Here is an 18,438-nt window from a genome sequence, read left to right on the forward strand (position 1 = left end):
ATCGTTCTTTTCTTTCGTCGTTAGCGCTTGTGGCGCCGACCTTTTAAACTATATCAGATCTTCTTTTGAAAATCAAGGGTTATTTTTAGAAGTTCGAAGTTTTTTTCATTCTCTCTAAAATTCCCTTCAAAAGCGACAAGATTTATCATACCAAGCCGGAAGCAAAAACGCAAGCATTATTACCTAGAATTTTATCCCACCCCCTGTTCATCCAGAGCAGAAAGCAATTCTCCCATAGAATGAATAACAATTCGCGGCATGAAAAGCTCCGGAAGCTCTAATAATAATGGGTTCTTGCATTCCCTCCTCCACTTCTCCAAGCAAAACAAGGGCATTCCGTGATCATTTGCACGCATCTGCGGTTGGAGCTTCAGCAATTCCTCTGGCAAATTTCGCTCAATTAAAATAGAGGTTATATGACTGCGGTTAGCAAGTTGAACGTCATGATCCAAACGATCTCCTACATGAGCAATTACTTCTCCCTGCAGTTTTTGCAAAATAGCTGGATCAGGTTTGCCTGTACCAGCTCGTTCTGGCGTAATGATCTCATCAAAGTATTCCAGCAAGCCTAATGCTTCCATTACTGGTGCCTGAAACTTGTAAAAACCATTAGTGACCACCGCTAAAGAAAAGCCCCGCTTCTTTATCTCCTCAAGCATCTGGAGTATTCCATCCTCGAGCAACTTAACCTTGGGCATTACAGAGTGTTTCCGAACCAACGATTCAATATCAATCATTTTTTCTATACTCCATGCATCGCATCTACTAGCGAGAATATCATCCCAATCATACGCTTCTACATAGCGTTTTTGGGACATACGCTGCTCATGCTCGGCTACCATTTCAGAAACAATGTCATGCTCTCTCCCCAATTGACCAGAGATCACACGCGCTATCTCTGGAAATACCCACGCTCCAAACGGGTTTTGCATCAAGGTTCCATCCAGATCAAAGCTAATCCAGCGCTTACTCATTTTATCACCTCCGACGTCAGTCCTCCGATAAATTGCTTGGAAGCATTGAAATAGTCAAACACTCCGTGTCGCACTCCCCAAATAGTGTAAGCGCGCCTAACGGAATGGTGCTAAATTTTTCGCTCTTTTAAAAAATCAGCGGGTAAATAAAAAGAGACAGACGATTTGTCTGCCTCTCTTTGAAGAAAACGGCGAGCCGCTTTCTTACATCATGCCCATACCGCCCATGCCACCCATATCTGGCATGCCCATAGGAGCTTTGTTTTCTTCTGGTTTGTCAGCAATTACTGCTTCTGTAGTCAGGAACATAGCCGCTACAGATGCAGCGTTGGACAGAGCGGAGCGAGTAACTTTCGCTGCGTCAACGATACCAGCTTCGAGCATGTTTACATACTCTTCAGTTGCAGCGTTGAAGCCGATGCCCACTGCTTCTTTTTTCAGACGCTCTACGATTACAGAACCTTCGAGTCCTGCGTTCGCAGCGATTTGACGAACTGGCTCTTCCAGGGAACGGAGTACGATTTGTACACCGACAGCCTCTTCGCCACCTACATTGATCGCTTCAACCGCTTTGATTGCGTTGATCAAAGTAGTACCACCACCAGGTACGATACCTTCTTCTACTGCTGCGCGAGTAGAGTTCAGAGCGTCCTCGATGCGGAGTTTTTTCTCTTTCAGTTCGGTTTCAGTAGCTGCACCGACTTTGATTACTGCTACACCGCCAGCCAATTTAGCCAGGCGCTCTTGCAGTTTTTCACGATCGAAATCGGAAGTAGTATCTTCGATTTGTTGACGGATTTGGGTTACGCGGCCCTCGATGGAAGCTTTGTCGCCAGCACCTTCAACAACAGTTGTGTTTTCTTTTGTAACCACGATTTTGCCAGCGCGGCCCAGTTGCTCCAGCTTAGTGGATTTCAGGTCCAGACCCAGCTCTTCTGTGATTACTTCGCCGCCAGTCAGAGCAGCGATGTCTTGCAGCATAGCTTTGCGGCGGTCGCCAAAGCCAGGAGCTTTAACCGCTACAGCTGTGAAGGTACCACGCAGTTTGTTCACTACGAGAGTAGCGAGCGCTTCGCCTTCAACATCTTCAGCGATGATCAGGAGTGGTTTGCCGCTTTGTACAACTTGCTCGAGTACAGGCAGAACTTCCTGGATGTTGGAGATTTTTTTGTCAGTGATCAGGATGTAAGGGTTGTTCAGAACCGCTTCCATCTTGTCAGTGTCAGTGATCATGTAAGGGGAAGCGTAGCCACGGTCAAATTGCATACCTTCTACTACTTCCAGCTCTGTTACGAATCCTTTGGATTCTTCAACAGTGATTACGCCATCTTTGCCCACTTTTTCCATTGCTTCAGCGATCAGGTTACCTACTTCTGGATCGTCAGCGGAAATAGCAGCTACTTGCGCGATAGAGGATTTGTTCTCAACCGGCTTCGCGATGGATTTGATTTCTTCTACAGCTGCACGAACTGCTTTTTCCATACCGCGACGGATAACCATTGGGTTAGCGCCGGCAGTTACGTTTTTCAGACCTTCACGGATCATAGCTGCAGCAAGTACAGTTGCAGTTGTTGTACCGTCACCAGCGATGTCGTTGGTTTTGGTAGCAACTTCTTTAACCAGTTGCGCACCCATGTTTTCGTAAGCGTCTTCCAGCTCGATTTCTTTCGCGATGGTCACACCGTCGTTGGTGATCAATGGAGAACCGAATTTTTTCTCAAGAACCACGTTACGGCCTTTTGGACCGAGGGTTACTTTAACCGCATTTGCCAAAGTTTCAACACCGCGCAGCATGGAGCGGCGAGCGTCTTCAGAGAATTTGACTTGTTTAGCCATCTAAACTCAACCTCCTGTTATGTGTTTATTCGTTCGACTTCCTATGTTAAGAGCCTTAACCGATGATCGCGAGGATATCGGATTCGCGCAGCACGAGGTATTCGTTGTTGTCTACCTTTACTTCAGTACCAGCGTATTTGGAGAAGATTACTTTATCGCCTTCTTTTACTTCCAAAGCGATGCGCTCACCGTTGTCAGCAACACGGCCAGAACCTACTGCGATTACGCGGCCTTCTTGCGGTTTTTCCTTTGCAGAATCAGGCAAAACGATACCGCTTGCAGTCGTTTCGTCTTTGGAGATAGCTTCGATTACCACACGGTCACCCAATGGCTTAAGCACTAAAAACACCCTCCTCAAAAAATGTAGGTAAACAATATTTCTGTTGTTAGCACTCGACTGTTATGAGTGCTAACACCCAATTCCTATAATAATGAATCACTATGTACTTTGCAAGTAGTTTCCCTCACTTTTTTCCATTTGCAACTGCTTGACTACTCTTCCTCCTATTTAAATTGCATTCTCTAGCAAGGAGGTTCTAGTATTCGGACACGCTCATATAAATGAAACATAGAATCAGGCAAGCTCACCAAGGAGGGAATTTTTCCATGCACAAATGGCTCTGGATTGGCTTAATTGCCCTGGGAGTCTTCGGAATCAGCCGTCTCTTCACTTCGGATACTACTTCCTTTATACGGGTCAATCTTAACCCAGCCTCTATCTATTGGGATGGCCGAGAAATCGTCGCAAGCGAAAAGCCCGGGTACTACATGGAGGAAGGCAAGGAAATACCAGCTTCCCTCGAATACGAAGGAACGCTATATGTGCCTCTGTCCATGATCAGTCGCCACTTGAACAAGCCTATCGGGTGGGATGAAGCTTCCCAAAGCGCTTGGGTCGGTCAACCTCCCGTATTCTCCGTTGGACAGCCTGAAAAACAGAATACACCCGATGCAGTCCCTGCCTCTCTGACGCTTCCCCAAAAGCCCGCAACCGTCAAACCACCTGCAGCACCCGTTCGAGAGGAGAAGCCTAACACGATTTTTGACATCGCTCTCGGCATGTCTTCTGAGGAAGTACACAAACGGTTAGGTGAGCCCGCCCGGAAAGAGCCAAGCAGTCTCGGCTATCAATGGTGGGTGTACAATCACGAGCCTGCCCGATACATTCAAGTCGGCATAGCAAATAACAAAGTCGTCGATGTGTACTCGCTTGCTCCTACAGCAAAGCTCGGAAACATCGGAGTCGGCACCAGCCAGCAATCACTTGAGCGTCAATTGGCTATACAAAACATTGTTTCTTTCTCTTTTCAGGGGGCACAACTCCAAATAACCAATCAAAAGCAGCAACGCCCTCTCGTCATGAAAGATGGCACCCCCTACATTTATTACTTGGACAAGCAGAATGGCAACAAGGTCACCGCTGTACGTATGATGGATGCGCAAATGCTGTTGCGCGGCAGTTTTTACGAAACGAAGTGGACCTATCAAGGTCAGGCACCCAATTTTGATCCCCCGCCGCTTCGAGTTGGCGAACGAGAACAGGTCAATGCTGCATCTGAGCGTCAAATCCTCGATCTGGTCAACGTCTCCCGCTACCGATACAAGCTTCCGCCCCTTCAATGGAATGAAAAGGCTGCCGATGTGGCACGCAAACACAGCATGGACATGGAGAGTAACAATTTCTTCGATCACATCTCTGCGACGACTGGGAGTAATCCATTTGACCGCATGAAAAGTGCCTCTCTCGCTTACAACATGGCTGGAGAGAATATTGCAGCAGGCTATACGGATGCCATCGAAGTCCATGAGGGCTGGATGAACAGTCCAGGCCATCGCAAAAACGTACTCGAAAAAGGCTTCACCCAATTAGGAGTGGGCGTATATACAGACTACTTCACCCAAACCTTCCTCACTCCCAAGAAATAATCGAAAAGCCCGGTCTCGTCGCTTTTTATGGACGACCGGGCTTGTTCTTGCAACAGCAAGTGCCACTTTACGGCAATTTCACCTGTTTCCTCAAGTCGTCAACTTTTTCGATAAACTCCACAACGACCGTCTCATATTCCTTCGTATGCAGAATCAGCCACGGACGACGCTCCCCTTTTTTGGGCATGATGACAAACATCTCTGCAATCATCGCATCGAGATTAGCGGATTTTAGCTTTATCTGCTTTGGAGGGACTAGTGGAATTTTTACGATCATGGCGGAATCCAAGGATGGATTAAACTCCAAGACCCGCCCGCTCACACTTTGCAAAATCTGCTTGGCTTCCTCCTGAAAACCTGTTGTATTTTCAAAGCTAGCCACAACGCGCTGCTTGTCCGTATCAAAAAGTTCAATAGGCTCCCCCAGCCCAGCGGCATTTGCAGTACTCCCAGAAAAAAGCAACGCCAAACATACGATTAGCCACATATTCAGCACCTCCCGGATCATAACGTCCGTAGTATTTCCCGATTTCTGCCAGAATACCAAAAAAGCCCTCTGCCACTCAGGACAGAAGACTTTTCTCATGCTCGTTATTGAACGGGTTCGTTTGTTTCCAAACTACCGTATTCTTGTTCCCACGCTTCTTGTTCTTTTAATTGCTTGCGATAAACAATCCGGGATAGCCAAATGCTCAGCTCGTACAAAAGCAGCAAAGGGATGGTCACGAGAATATCACTAACAATCTCTGGAGGCGTCAAGGTAATCCCGACGACAGCCAATGCAAAGTAAGCGTAGCGTCGTGCCTTTGCCAGCCTCATTGGATTGAGGATTCGCAGTCTCGTCAGGAACATAACGATAATCGGCAGCTGGAACAGTATCCCGAACGGAATGACCATATTAAACATGAAGCCAAAGTATTGCGCGATTCCGTAGTTCGGGTCTGCGCCCATCGATGCTGTAATACCGGTCATAAACTGCATGACCATCGGAAAAACGACGTAGTACCCAAACAAGACACCAATGATAAACAAAAAACAAGCCGCCGGGATGAAGTAAAGTGTCCCGCGCTTTTCCTGTTCTTCCAGCCCTGGCGAAACAAAACGCCAAACGTGATAAAGTGCTACAGGCAGTGTAATGACAGCACCCACTAGGAAGGCAACCTGCATGTAAACACGAAGTGCGTCTGACGGATGCAACGAGACAATGGGCACGCCATCCGCAATCGGTTCTTGCTTTAAATAATCCACAAGTGGACCGGCGAGGAAAAAACCGACGATCAATGCGACAATAAACACGGCCAGCACCCATATGATGCGCTTGCGAAGTTCCGTCAGGTGTTCTACCAATGTCATTTCCTGATCCTTCATGGTAACCACCAACCTTACCTGTTACGCGTTCTTCTGCTCTTTTTCCAATTGCAGGCGCTCTTGCTCCAGCTTTTCGCGGATTTCTTTTTCCAAGCGTTCACGTTCTATTTTTTCACGAACCTCGCGTTCCATTTTTTCACGAACTTCGCGTTCAATTCTCTCCCGCTCCGCTGCTTCCTTGTCAGCGACAACCGGCGTTGTTTTGGCAACAGACACTTCTTTGGAAGCTAGCTCCTTGCGCTTTTTCTCCTCATCGTCGTCTTCATCGTCGCTCGTCAGACTGCGGGTAGCATTTTTGAATTCTTTCAAAGTATGACCTACCGCACGCCCCAATTCTGGAAGCTTTTTCGGACCAAAAAGCACCAAGGCTAAAACTAAAATTAAGATTAATCCAGGAATCCCGATTGAGCTCATACGTGTTCACTCCTTTTTCTTGTGAAGTCGTTTGCTTTTCGTTATTTGCCAGTCTAACCAGCTAGCACTTTCGTAAACCACCATATCCGAGTCTTGTCATATCAGAAGCTACAATTCGCTCCCCAGCTAAAATGCGAGGCAAAAATACATCAAAAGAAGTAAACGTTTCATGCATGACCGCTCCCGGCAATCCGAGAATCGGTACTTCGCCTTTGTAAGCAACCATCAGCATGGAGCCCGGCAGCATCGGCGTACCGTAGCGCACTACTTCAGCTCCTACTCCTGCAATCGCTCCCGGCGTGCGGTCATCTGGATCGACAGACATGCCCCCCGTGACCAGGATCAGATCGACCCCTTCATCGAGGAACGATTGAATCTGCTGTTCGATCGCTTCCTTGTCATCTGGCGCAAAACGCTGGTCTACGACAGTAGAGCCAAGAGCTTCCACCTTGTTTCGAATCACAGGACCGAACTTGTCTGCAATCCTGCCAGAGAAAACTTCTCCCCCTGTCGTAACAAGTCCCACTCTTTTATCCTGAAACGTTTTTACTTGTACAATCGGTTCGTCAAACTGTTTGGCCAGTTGCTCCAGCTCGATGATTCGAGACTCTTCCATGATTAACGGGATGATTCTCGTAGCCGCCAATGTATGTCCCGGATGCACGACCTGATCACCATAAATTGTGGAGAACGCAATTCCTTCGAGCTTGTTCAACGCATGGACAGCTTCCTCGTTGATTTTGGCTAAACCTGTTCTTGAGGCCTTCATCGATACTTTACCCTCATAAGGAGGAGTCAAGGTCAAGCCTGGGCCGGAAACGGCCTTCGCGATACGAATGCCCGCTTCTTCCTCATGGATGTAGCCTTCTGGCATCTCCAGCACGTAAATATGCTCTTTGCCAATGGACAACAGTGGCTCAATATCAGCCTCGGTGACAACATGTCCTTTTTTGAACAAGCGTCCTTTGAATTCTCCAGGCAAAATTTGCGTCATATCGTGAGGAAGCATCATGCCGATCGCTTCACGCACTGGCACTTCCCGCATCTGAGGTTTTTCTACCAATGCAATCCTCCCCAATCTTCGTTTGCTTCTCCCGTTCCTTGCAAAATGTGCAAAGCGTCGGACAGCATATCGCCAATCGCATTGAAACAGATTTCTACGCCTTTCGGATTGCCAGGGAGGTTGATAATCAACGAATTCCCCCTCGTTCCCGCAACTGCACGGGTCAGCATCGCCCGGCGAGATTGCTTCAAACCAGCACGGCGCATTTCTTCAGCCAAGCCGGGGACTGGTCTGTCAATGACCCACGCTGTCACTTCTGGCGTAACGTCACGCGGGCTAAGTCCCGTTCCTCCAGTAACAATCAACAGATCGCATTTTTCGCGGTCTACGAGCTCAATCATATGTTCTTGCAAATCTTCCATATCATCACTAACGGCACGGTATACAGCGACATCTACTTGAAGCCATTCCCTTGTCAGATGACGAACGATTGGCATACGATCGTCCACACGATCTCCTCTGGCAATCGAATCACTTGCAGAAATAACGCCTACCTTCCATTTGCTCACGATACATTCCTCCGGTTTCTCATTCGATAGTATTGTACACTTTTCTGTAAAAAACGTCTCGTCGTTTTTCCTTAGCGGATAGCACCATTCGCGACAGAAGAAGGCATGTAAAAGCTACTGACACAAAACATTCAAAAATGCAGAAGACCTTTTTCGGTGACAACTGCATCTAGCAAAACATCATGAGACTCTAAGGGTACATGCTCCACAACCTGAATAGAGAAGCCAACTCCAACCAAGAACGGGAGCTTTTTCAGCGTTGCCAGAAAGCGATCATAATAACCACCACCATATCCCATACGTCCGCCCTTGCTGTCAAAAGCAACGCCGGGAACAATGATCGCATCCAGGTGTGATACGTCCGCTTCCTCTGCCAGGGCAGGATCTGGCTCCCAAATCCCGTAGACTCCCTGCTTTAGCATGTCCGTTCCTGTATACCGATAGGGAATGAGACGTCTCTCGGCAACGTTTGTGAGCGGCAGCCATATGTCTTGGCCTCGCTTTTTTGCCTCATGTAGAAAGGGCAGAATATCCAGTTCATCGCCAAAAGGATGGAAAGCCATAATTGCTTTGGCATCAGCCAGCCTTTCATGAGACAGCAAATGATCGCATACCTCTCTGGAAAGCTGCTCCCGTTCCTTTGCAGACATGGACTTGCGCCTCTCCAAAATATGACTTCGCAGCTGTTTTTTATTCGTTTTTTGGTCCATGACAACCTCTTCCCTCTTTCGTATCGTGCATGGGACATTCCCACGAGGCTTGTCCCATGCGCTCTCTCTAGGCTACACTGGCATTAGTATATAAAGAGGTGAATCCGATGATTTTGCTACAAGCTGAACATATAGAAAAAACATATGGTATCGAAACCATTCTACAAGACATCTCCCTGCAAATTCAAACCGGGGAAAGGGTTGGTCTGGTTGGCGTAAACGGTGCAGGCAAATCGACTCTAATGAAGATCCTCGCCGGCGAGCTAAGCTACGACAAAGGCATTATCCGCATTCCAAAGGATGTTACACTCGGGTATTTGGCACAAAACAGCGGCCTTGAATCAGAACGATCGATTTGGGATGAGTTGTTGAGTGTTTTTTCCCATCTACAAAAAGAAGAGCTGGAGCTTCGTGAGCTCGAAGCCAAAATGGGCGATCCCGCTATTCTCGCTGATGAGAAGCGTTACCAGCAACTGTTGGAAAATTACTCCCACCGCTCGGAGGCCTTTAAGGAAAAAGGCGGATACAGTTACGAGGGGGCGATTCGTGGGGTCTTGCACGGTCTGCGCTTTGCTGACTTCGATTACACGACGCCGATCCGCACATTGAGCGGCGGCCAAAAGACTCGTCTGGCATTAGCCAAGCTGTTGCTCCAATCCCCTACCATTCTCCTGCTGGATGAGCCGACGAACTACCTGGACATCGAGACATTGACTTGGCTGGAGACGTATTTGCAAAACTACCAGGGTGCCATTCTCGTAGTTTCCCATGACCGTTACTTCCTGGACAAGCTCGTGACCGTGGTATATGAAATCGAACGGACACGCGCTACCCGCTATGTCGGTAACTACAGCCGCTTCCTCGATGAAAAGGCGGCTCGTCTCGAACAGGATTTGAAGCGATTCGAAAAGCAGCAGGAAGAGATCGCCAAGCTGGAGGATTTCATCGCGCGAAACATTGCTCGAGCTACGACGACCAAACGAGCGCAAAGCCGACGGAAGACATTGGAAAAGATAGACCGATTGGACAAGCCAATCATGAACAACAAATCCGTCCACTTCTCTTTTGATGTAGCGAAAATGAGCGGTACTATTGTGATGAAAGCAAACAACGTCGCGATTGGTTACCCGGATGCTGTCCTTTCTCAGGGTCTAACGTTTGAAATCGAGCGCGAAGAGCGTGTGGCCTTGGTCGGTCCCAATGGTATCGGGAAATCGACACTGTTAAAAACGATCGTGGAACAGTTGCCTAAGCTACGCGGCGATATTCATTTCGGGAGCAATGTAACGATCGGGTACTACGACCAGGAGCATCGTAACCTGAACGAACGGAATACAGTGCTCGGCGAAATTTGGGATGAATATCCGAATATGTTGGAAAAGGAAGTCCGTACCCTGCTTGGCAACTTCTTGTTTAGCGGTGATGATGTACAAAAGAAGATCAGCGACCTGTCTGGTGGAGAGCGTGCGCGTGTCTCTCTGGCAAAGCTCATGCTGAAACAAGCAAACTTTCTGATCTTCGACGAGCCGACGAACCACTTGGATATTTTCAGCAAGGAAGTGCTCGAGAATGCCCTCTACGATTATCCGGGTACGATCCTGTTCGTCTCCCATGACCGTTACTTCTTAAACAAGATTGCCACCCGCGTCCTAGAGCTGACAGGTGAAGGCGTGACCAGCTATTTGGGTAACTACGATTACTTCGTGGAGAAAAAGCAGGAGCTGGAAGAGCTCGCAGCCGAACAAGCAGCGTTGCCCGCAAAAAAACAAGGCGGTACCGCAACGGCACAGCCTGAGAAATCCTCTTATGAGCTGGATAAGGAAGTAAAACGTCGCGAGCGTCAACGTCAGCGCCGCTTGGAAGAGATTGAGGTCACGATCCAAAAACGAGAGGCTGACATTGTCAAATGGGAAGAAGAGCTTTGTCTCCCGGAAATTTATAGTGATCATGTACAGGCAAAAGAACGCAACGATCAAATCCATGCTGCCAAAGAAGAATTGGAGCAGTTGTATGACGAGTGGAGCGCGCTATCAGAAGAGTAGTCCCGTCTTCACGTAGAACAGCGCTCTTGTGCAGGCTCCTCCAAGGCGGCATAGAGGGCTGGAACCACTAGAAAGGTACTGCAGGTAGCTGCTGTGACGATGCCTGAGTCATTGAGAAGCAGCCCAGCCAGTGCACCCACAGTGACACCAGCAAAGCCTTTAACCAAGTATGGCGTGTCCTTCGCCAGATGGTGCAAGAAGCGGTCGTTTTTCAAGGTGAGAACGCCTAGAGCAATCAGGGAGACGACAAATGCTTTGCTCCAAATGGAAACGCGAATCAAGCGGAGATTCATCGCCAGCTTGCGTTCAATCATCTGCCCTACCTCGGCCCATTCCCCATGTACAATCTGCTCGGAAAGACGTCCGACATGAGTCAAGGGTTGATCTGACATGAGACTGATCGCCATCAAACCGCATACACCCATAACCAGGCCGCCTGCCAACAGCAGGAGGCCTTTTTTGCCAATTCGCCAGCCCTCAAGCCGTGACAATGCCACGGTAAATCCGATCAGCCCCGCAAGAAAGCCGCCTGCGTCCGTTCCCAGGCTCGGTGCCACCATGTAATAAAGCACAACACCGTATATCGCTGTGGCGACAGCAGGTAACCATTTCTGTTCCCGACGTAGCTCCTTTTGTCCTCCGGTCATTCTCTCGTATAGCGAAGCCACAAGCATGATCGTGCTGCCGATCAGGACCCCTTCGTATTCATTTCCTAGCCCGTAAAACCTCGCTCCGATTACCGGATCATACCCGAGGTACGATTGCCGCATCAAATGAGCACCAGTCCATCCGTCCAGCAGCAGAATGGCTGTCGTCACTCCGCTAACTGTCATCACGATTCGCGGGAGAGCGTGGGTTTCCTGCCAAAAAGCCGCGATCAAGGCAGTCATGATGAGCCCTCCCAAGACAACCGCGCCGGAAACCTGCCAGTCGAGTAGGCTCTCCGCCAAAAGCAATGCAGGAAACCATAATAAAGCCAGCAGCGCGAGACGTATTCCTCTACGCAGCCGCAAAAGTCCTGACCCTTCTCTCTTCCGCCCAAACCACCAAAGAACAACCGCACACCCTACAATGACAATCTGCAGCATGACGTAGGTGTAGAGCACTGCTGGCCTTGTCGCATATGTATGATGAATCTTGCCTACCTGATTCTGAAGGGCAATGAGACCATTCCCTTTTTCGATACGTATGACATGACCAGCCAACCCTTTTGGTACGGGTACGTCCAGCCAAGACAGTATAGTTGGCACCATATCGAGTCCACTGACTAAACCCGGCTGCCTCGTGGTAGCGGAGGTCAAAACTCCATTCGCTTTCTCTCCCCAAATGAACACGGGAGTTAAGAGAGTCTTTTCTTTTGTCGCCACATGATTAACGGCTGGTGATGCCAATACAATGCGTTGATGTGGTTTACGTTTCTCAAGGAGTTGGTCAAGGAAAAAGGACAAGTCACGTAAAGCGCGCTGATACTGCTGGGTAAACTGGCCTTGGTCCATATCCGCACTCAACTGGTATAACCGGTTTAAATCTGAGAGCTGAGCAATAATCAAGCCCGCTTGATGTTCGCTGTGGATTTTTTCAAGCAGGTACGAGTAGTTTGTCTTGATCCCGTACGGATAGCCACGAAGGAGCTCCATGCCTTTTGCCGAAATGTCCCCTGTCGGAACCCTTCCTTGCTGATCCATCGCAAACAGAACGGCATGTCTCTGTCGAATATCCTCAAAGTCACCGTTTCCGTATAAAGCGACCTGAATGTTGTTTGCAGCAAGCACGGTCCCAAGAAGCCCGATTTGCGCAGAATACGGTTTCTCCCGATTATCTGCCAAGAGCCGGAAAATACCCGGAAAAATGATCGAGGAGCGCGCCACCTCCTGCGCTTCATCACCGCCTAGCTCTTGCGCCCTTTCACCGGCTGTTTCCCTGGACGAGAGCGCCTCAAACGGATGATAGCCTGTCCCGCTCTTTTCAGAGTAAAGCGCTTGACCGCCGCTCCCCATGAGCAGGTAGCCGTTTGCGGCCGTGCGCGATCCGGGTGTTCTTATGGAAAGAGCCCCAGCTCCTGCGCCATCCAACCATTTATCCACAGTAGATAACTTTTTGAGCTGCTCCAGATCATGAAACGACAGCCCCTCCACAAACAGCATGATGACCTGCTGTTTTTCCTTTGCTACCAATGGTTTTCCTATATTTGTAGCTAGAAACAATATCAGGAATGGCAAGCAAATCAGCGCGAGTTTCTTTCTCACGAGTCTCCCTCCTGTTGATAACTCGACTTTTTTATCCACATTTTCCACAGAACAATCCACAGAGTATATGCGGTTTTCCCGGTCATTTTCTCGTGTTATCACCAGTATTCACAGGAGTATATGTGAACAATCCAGAAAGTTATCCTATGATGTGGATAAATCGGCGGCAGTCTAACCTCTTGTGGGCGTAGACCGAAGCGTAGACTGGAAATGCGCTTCTCCCCCTCACCGACCGCCGCTCGTTTAAACAAACAAAAAAGCATCTCCGACTCAACCTCAGAGATGCTTTTCATCCATTCACTCTATTGCTCAGAAAGCGACAGGCTTGGGACTCCGTTCAAATCAAGCCCCTCAAACTGCCCTTTTTCATACTTGATAAAGCCTGCCGCCGCAATCATCGCAGCGTTGTCTGTGCATAGCGAGAACGGTGGGATTACCAACGGTATTCCTTCTGCCTCGCACCTTGCCTGCAACCGCTCACGCAATCCGCGATTCGCCGCAACGCCACCAGCCAGCAATACCTGCTTCGCTCCATGCGAACGGGCTGCCCGAATCGTCTTTTCTACGAGCACTTCTGTTACAGAGTCTTGGAAGCTCGCCGCAAGATTCGCCGGTTCGATCGTCTCTCCTCGCTGTGCTGCATTGTGCAAGGTATTGAGCACAGCTGATTTCAAGCCACTGAAGCTGAAATCGTAGGAATCTGGCTCGAGCCATGAACGAGGGAGTGGTACATTTGCCTCCCCTTCATGCGCGAGGCGATCAATATGAGGTCCGCCTGGATATGGCATATTTAGCGCTCTTGCTACTTTGTCGTAGGCTTCCCCTGCAGCGTCGTCGCGCGTTTCCCCCAAAATCTCGAACTGACCATGCTCCTTCATCCAGACAAGCTCCGTATGCCCGCCCGATACGACGAGTGCGATCAGCGGAAACTCCATTTCTTGCACCAGACGATTCGCGTAAATATGACCCGCGATATGATGGACTCCAATTAACGGGATGCCTCTGGCCATGGAAATGGCTTTTGCTGCTGCCACGCCAACTAACAGGGCTCCGACAAGTCCAGGCCCGTACGTCACCGCAATTGCCTGGATGTCATCCAACGTTTTCCCAGCCTCGATCAGAGCCTCTTCGATGGTAAGCGTAATATTCTCTACATGTCTGCGAGAAGCCACCTCGGGCACGACTCCGCCAAACCTTTTATGGATATCGGCTTGGGAAGCGATGACGTTCGACAGAACCTCTCGGCCATCACGGATGACAGAAGCCGATGTTTCGTCGCAGCTTGTTTCAATTCCTAAAATATAAGTAGGAGCACCTGATTCCTTGTGTGCTTCGTATTTTTGCTGTATGCGCTTCTCGTAGCGCGACGTATACGTCTTGTTCATTACAATGTCACCCACATAATGATTGCGTCCTCATTGTTATCCGAATAATATCTCTTGCGTCGCCCATGCTCTTTAAAGCCGAGCTTGATATACATGTTCCGCGCGACTGTGTTTGAAGGTCGAACTTCCAGCGTCATGCTATGGGCACCCTGCAGCTTGGCAACACCCATCATTTTGATCATCAGCGCCAATCCAACCTTTTTTCCACGATAGAGTGGATGGACAGCGATATTTGTAATATGTGCCTCATCGATCACGATCCACATGCCGCAGTAAGCGATGATTCTATTTTGGTGAGCGACGACTACATAGCGTGCATTTGGATTTCTCGTCAGCTCGTTGACAAATGCATCATGCGGCCATGGAGTTGTAAAAGCCAAGCGCTCCAGCTCTGCCACAGCCCCAACGTCCTGCATCGTCATATAACGATATTCCAAATCGATTGGTTGACTCATGCTTTTACTCCTTTACGGCCCCCGCCTGCTTTTGGGCAAGCCACTTCGCTTCTGCTTCTGCCAGTTGCAAATACTCCGGAACTAGTTCATGCGCATTTCCGCCGTCTTGAAGCTTGCGCAGTGCCACATAGCCGATATGGGCAGCACGCGGGTGATTGAACGCTGGAGAAGCAAATTGCGCCTGATCCCCGAGCTCTTGCACAATCGTCTCCCGATGTAGCCTGACATCTTCACCCAAGAACAAGATCGGCTCTCCTTGCGCCAGGTCTCGCAACAGTGGCAGCCATTCTCGCAGCAGGATGATTTGTTCTGTGGACTGCGCTCGTACCGCCTCCATGCCTTCGGAACGATAACAGCCGGTATACACTTGACCTCTGCGCGCATCGAACAGCGGGACAATCAATCCAGAGAAGCCTGTGGCATTCATGGCGATTACCTCCAGACTGGATACACCGATGACTGGCACATTCAGTGACCAAGCCATGCTTTTCGCAGAGGCTACGCCGATTCTCACGCCTGTGTAGGAGCCCGGTCCGTTTGCCACCCCGAAGCCGCTGAGTTCCTCTGGCGCTGTTCCTGTTGCATCGAGCAGTTCACTGACGCAATCCATCAGACGCACGGAATGGTTTTTTTGCTGGTTCGTTGTCATTTCCGCCAAGACTCGCTCTTCCTCTACCACAGCTACACTTAGCACCAGATTCGATGTATCAATCGCCAGTACGCGCATCAAAATCAAACTCCTCACACAATTTCACATAACGATTCCCTTGAGGAACCAGCTCAATCATACGCTGTTCCTCCCCTTCTCTACGCAGGAAGACGGTCATCCGATCTGTCGGCAGGACATCCTCGATCAAAGAGGCCCACTCTACGACACAGACACCTTCGCCAAAAAAGTAATCGTCCAGACCAAGAGAGTCTGGATCATCGCCTACCCGGTAGACATCCATATGATAAAGCGGCAAGCGCCCCTGATATTCTTTTATGATAGTAAAGGTCGGACTGTTCACTACTTGTCGGACTCCTAGTCCTTTGGCCAACCCCTGGGTAAAAGTCGTCTTGCCCGCTCCCAGATCCCCCTCCATCGCGAGGAAGTCACCTGGTTCAAGCAGACTTGCCAGTTGCTCGGCAAAGCGCTGCGTCTCCTGCGCTCCCGTGAGCCTCCATGTATAGCTCATCTCTTTCATCCACTCCTAAAATGGTTGAATCCCGCTTTGGGCAACGGGAGCTGTTGATCATCGCGCTGAAGCATCAATTCTGGTTCATGCCTTTTTTCTACCACCTCACCGATAACAGTAAACGGTACACCACTAGCGGCAAATTGCTTGCTTACGGCTTCGTAGTGACTTTTCGCAAGCGTTCCGACCAATTGATAATCTTCACCGCCATAAAAAGCCCATTCCAGCGGATCTTTCTCTACGTGCCGTGCATACTCCCGAACTTCGTCATGGATCGGTACCGTTGCAGCATCGACCAAAATCGATACGCCACTGGCCTCAGCAATCTCCCACAGCTCTGAGGCAAGTCCATCACTTACATCATTCAGCGCACTGCATGCCCCTGATTCCAGCAGCAGTCTGCCCGCCTTTATTTGGGCAACGGGACGCTGATGGGCATCCATCAATGTCTCCCAAGGTACAGAGACGCCTCTTTCAGCAGTCTCGCCTTGCAGGAGAAGATGTAGTCCTGCTGCGGAAGTTCCGACATGCCCTGTAACAAAAACAAGCTGTCCAGGCTTTGCTTGTGAGCGGCGAATGGCGCGCCCTTTTTCTACCTCACCCAGTACGGTAACACTCAAGTGTAGGGCATCAGGCGCAGAAACGGTATCGCCACCAATGACACGAACCCCATATGCCTGACAAGCCTCGTAAATACCTTCATAGATTTTCTGGCATTCGTCAGGCGTCCATTGCGGACTTACCGCGATACTGACAAGCGCATACCGGGCAACCCCGCCCATCGCTGCTACATCGCTCACATTGCTGATAACAGCCTTATATCCGATATCACTAGGATTCATCGTTTTCTTCAAAAAATGAACCGTCTCCACCATCGCATCGCAGCAGGCCACGACTTCCATTTCTGGCGCTGGGGAGAAGACAGCGGCATCATCCCCTATCCCGACGGTCAAACCGTTCCCTTCCTGCCCCGCAGAACGACTCGTCCATTGCCGGATCAGGGAAAATTCGTCGTGTGCCACTTCAAACGCTCCTTTTCTTCGCGGAAAACATTTTTCGTCTGTTCATTATACCCCTGCTGTCAAAAGACGCGCAAGAAAGCCAACGCCTCTGGTTATTCACATCGTTAGCTCACGCAACAGCAGCTTTCCTTTGCAACGCCCGCAACGATAGCGGCTCGGATTCATCTTTCGTTTGCGTTTGTAGCTCATGCCACATTCCTTGCAAACCAACTCGTAACGATAAGGCAGGGTCGTCCGGCCGCTTCCTACCTGTTGACAGTATCGGCTTCCCCCCACGTGACGCAGAAGCAGTTGAAAATCCCGATCAGCGTGACGATACCCTCTCTTTTCTATGTGCAAATGATAATGGCAAAGCTCATGCTTAATGATCGCAATCAATTCCTCTACCCCATGCTCCTGCAAATGCTTCGGGTTCAATTCAATGTCATGCGAGCGTAGCAAGTACCTTCCGCCAGTCGTGCGCAATCTGCTGTTAAAGCGGGCCTGATGGCGAAAGGGCTTGGCAAAAAATTCGCTGGATATTTGCTCTACCAGCATTTGCAGTTCCGTATCGGTCATCTCATCTCCTCCGCTTCCTTCTTTTCACCATAGCAGTTCCAGTTGAAAAGTTCCAGACAGATAGGCTACACTGAGTGCAAATAAACGGTTGTGACCGTTTATTTGCTGACCGCATGCGGTCATATCCTGTTTAATGAAAAACGTCTAGACGTTTTTCACAAATACACGGTAGACAGAATGGTGGAGGAGCTTATGCGCTATTTGTTGTTGCAGTCCAGTGACGGACTACAGTTTGTCTCGTTGCCCGAAACGCATATGTACCAATTAATCGCTCTATTGAAACGACTTTACAAGGAAATTGACAAATTGACGATCACAGAGCGTCCAGAATTACCTACGGTTCTGGCAGACTGTGCAGATGTGGAACGGTTAGGAAACGAGCTTTCAATCGTGGATGGTTTGGAGTACGTCAGTGGTCTGGAGCGCCGTTTTGCTGCCTTACAAGAAACCGAGTATCCGCTCATCTCTTTATTAACAGAGATTCGTGCCTTGCAAGCCCAATTGGAGTATTTACACGAAGAAGAAGAGTAAATGAAAATTCTAGGCACCTCCTGCTCGTCTTGGCGCATACATTGCCTATAGACGAATCTCTCCAGGAGGTACTTTCATGCCACAATGGATGCGCAGGCAGTTGCAACGTGCCTTTAATGGGAAGGACGTTCGCCAAATCCGTGTGCTCAACAGTTGCTGGTTTTTATATTTAGAAAAAAATGGCGGCCGCCCTGACTGACAGGAGGCCGCCTTTTAGTTCT

The 18,438-nt window shown here is 49.3% G+C and carries 20 protein-coding genes; 4 read left to right on the forward strand and 16 right to left on the reverse strand.

The window, feature by feature from the left end; all coding sequences use genetic code 11:
* Positions 1-191: 191 nt before the first annotated feature.
* The 3 genes from HP570_RS23020 to groES all read right to left on the reverse strand — a co-directional run bounded on the left by HP570_RS23020 (position 192) and on the right by groES (position 3,150).
* Positions 192-974 (reverse strand): HAD family hydrolase, encoded by a 783-nt coding sequence (locus HP570_RS23020; RefSeq protein WP_173627293.1) that lies wholly within the window; start codon positions 972-974, stop codon positions 192-194.
* A gap of 204 nt (positions 975-1,178) precedes the next feature.
* Positions 1,179-2,810 (reverse strand): chaperonin GroEL, encoded by a 1,632-nt coding sequence (groL, locus tag HP570_RS23025; RefSeq protein WP_017246591.1) that lies wholly within the window; start codon positions 2,808-2,810, stop codon positions 1,179-1,181.
* A 55-nt stretch (positions 2,811-2,865) separates the two neighbouring features.
* A complete protein-coding gene (groES, locus tag HP570_RS23030) occupies positions 2,866-3,150 on the reverse strand; it encodes a co-chaperone GroES (RefSeq protein ID WP_012684268.1) in 285 nt (94 codons plus the stop codon).
* 266 nt (positions 3,151-3,416) lie between these two features.
* Here groES and HP570_RS23035 point away from each other — a divergent pair, with 266 nt between their 5' ends.
* Positions 3,417-4,736 (forward strand): CAP-associated domain-containing protein, encoded by a 1,320-nt coding sequence (locus HP570_RS23035; RefSeq protein ID WP_173627294.1) that lies wholly within the window; start codon positions 3,417-3,419, stop codon positions 4,734-4,736.
* A gap of 67 nt (positions 4,737-4,803) precedes the next feature.
* Here HP570_RS23035 and HP570_RS23040 read toward each other — a convergent pair whose 3' ends face one another.
* From HP570_RS23040 to HP570_RS23065, 6 genes are all read right to left on the reverse strand, one after another.
* Positions 4,804-5,223 (reverse strand): hypothetical protein, encoded by a 420-nt coding sequence (locus tag HP570_RS23040; protein WP_064203338.1) that lies wholly within the window; start codon positions 5,221-5,223, stop codon positions 4,804-4,806.
* Between the two features lie 104 nt (positions 5,224-5,327).
* Positions 5,328-6,104: a twin-arginine translocase subunit TatC gene (tatC, locus tag HP570_RS23045; RefSeq protein WP_016740769.1), complete on the reverse strand. Its 777-nt coding sequence runs from the start codon at positions 6,102-6,104 to the stop codon at positions 5,328-5,330.
* A gap of 21 nt (positions 6,105-6,125) precedes the next feature.
* Positions 6,126-6,518, reverse strand: coding sequence for a twin-arginine translocase TatA/TatE family subunit (tatA, locus tag HP570_RS23050; protein WP_012684264.1), 393 nt, complete (start codon positions 6,516-6,518; stop codon positions 6,126-6,128).
* 61 nt (positions 6,519-6,579) lie between these two features.
* Positions 6,580-7,581 carry a molybdopterin-binding protein gene (locus HP570_RS23055; RefSeq protein ID WP_173607399.1) on the reverse strand — a complete coding sequence of 334 codons (1,002 nt, stop codon included), beginning with the start codon at positions 7,579-7,581 and terminating at the stop codon, positions 6,580-6,582.
* On the reverse strand, positions 7,575-8,090 hold the full coding sequence (locus tag HP570_RS23060) for a MogA/MoaB family molybdenum cofactor biosynthesis protein (RefSeq protein WP_012684262.1): 516 nt from the start codon (positions 8,088-8,090) through the stop codon (positions 7,575-7,577). The genes HP570_RS23055 and HP570_RS23060 overlap by 7 nt, the downstream gene beginning before the upstream one ends.
* A gap of 131 nt (positions 8,091-8,221) precedes the next feature.
* On the reverse strand, positions 8,222-8,800 hold the full coding sequence (locus HP570_RS23065; protein WP_064203341.1) for a 5-formyltetrahydrofolate cyclo-ligase: 579 nt from the start codon (positions 8,798-8,800) through the stop codon (positions 8,222-8,224).
* A 107-nt stretch (positions 8,801-8,907) separates the two neighbouring features.
* On the opposite strand from HP570_RS23065, the gene HP570_RS23070 reads away from it, so the two are divergent.
* A complete protein-coding gene (locus HP570_RS23070; protein ID WP_173627295.1) occupies positions 8,908-10,842 on the forward strand; it encodes an ABC-F family ATP-binding cassette domain-containing protein in 1,935 nt (644 codons plus the stop codon).
* An 8-nt stretch (positions 10,843-10,850) separates the two neighbouring features.
* Here HP570_RS23070 and HP570_RS23075 read toward each other — a convergent pair whose 3' ends face one another.
* The 7 genes from HP570_RS23075 to HP570_RS23105 all read right to left on the reverse strand — a co-directional run bounded on the left by HP570_RS23075 (position 10,851) and on the right by HP570_RS23105 (position 17,686).
* A complete protein-coding gene (locus tag HP570_RS23075) occupies positions 10,851-13,088 on the reverse strand; it encodes a hypothetical protein (RefSeq protein ID WP_173627296.1) in 2,238 nt (745 codons plus the stop codon).
* 302 nt (positions 13,089-13,390) lie between these two features.
* Positions 13,391-14,473 (reverse strand): tRNA (adenosine(37)-N6)-threonylcarbamoyltransferase complex transferase subunit TsaD, encoded by a 1,083-nt coding sequence (gene tsaD, locus HP570_RS23080; protein WP_173627297.1) that lies wholly within the window; start codon positions 14,471-14,473, stop codon positions 13,391-13,393.
* The gene (gene rimI / locus HP570_RS23085; RefSeq protein WP_012684257.1) at positions 14,473-14,928 is read right to left on the reverse strand and encodes a ribosomal protein S18-alanine N-acetyltransferase; all 456 of its coding nucleotides are present in this window, start codon (positions 14,926-14,928) and stop codon (positions 14,473-14,475) included. The genes tsaD and rimI overlap by 1 nt, the downstream gene beginning before the upstream one ends.
* Positions 14,929-14,932: 4 nt before the next feature.
* A complete protein-coding gene (gene tsaB / locus HP570_RS23090; RefSeq protein WP_087345503.1) occupies positions 14,933-15,655 on the reverse strand; it encodes a tRNA (adenosine(37)-N6)-threonylcarbamoyltransferase complex dimerization subunit type 1 TsaB in 723 nt (240 codons plus the stop codon).
* On the reverse strand, positions 15,636-16,106 hold the full coding sequence (tsaE, locus tag HP570_RS23095; protein ID WP_007721055.1) for a tRNA (adenosine(37)-N6)-threonylcarbamoyltransferase complex ATPase subunit type 1 TsaE: 471 nt from the start codon (positions 16,104-16,106) through the stop codon (positions 15,636-15,638). The genes tsaB and tsaE overlap by 20 nt, the downstream gene beginning before the upstream one ends.
* 5 nt (positions 16,107-16,111) lie before the next feature.
* Positions 16,112-17,128 carry a thiamine-phosphate kinase gene (gene thiL / locus HP570_RS23100; protein ID WP_173627298.1) on the reverse strand — a complete coding sequence of 339 codons (1,017 nt, stop codon included), beginning with the start codon at positions 17,126-17,128 and terminating at the stop codon, positions 16,112-16,114.
* Positions 17,129-17,224: 96 nt separating this feature from the next.
* Entirely contained in the window at positions 17,225-17,686 is a 462-nt protein-coding gene (locus tag HP570_RS23105) for a SprT family protein (protein WP_012684253.1), read from the reverse strand.
* 192 nt (positions 17,687-17,878) lie between these two features.
* Between HP570_RS23105 and HP570_RS23110 the strand changes: the two genes are divergently transcribed.
* Positions 17,879-18,217 carry a hypothetical protein gene (locus HP570_RS23110; protein WP_012684251.1) on the forward strand — a complete coding sequence of 113 codons (339 nt, stop codon included), beginning with the start codon at positions 17,879-17,881 and terminating at the stop codon, positions 18,215-18,217.
* Positions 18,218-18,293: 76 nt separating this feature from the next.
* The gene (cmpA, locus tag HP570_RS23115; RefSeq protein ID WP_012684250.1) at positions 18,294-18,416 is read left to right on the forward strand and encodes a cortex morphogenetic protein CmpA; all 123 of its coding nucleotides are present in this window, start codon (positions 18,294-18,296) and stop codon (positions 18,414-18,416) included.
* The last annotated feature ends 22 nt before the right edge of the window (positions 18,417-18,438 follow it).

This window comes from Brevibacillus sp. RS1.1, from assembly GCF_013284365.1.
GTDB classification, from domain to species: domain Bacteria; phylum Bacillota; class Bacilli; order Brevibacillales; family Brevibacillaceae; genus Brevibacillus; species Brevibacillus brevis_D.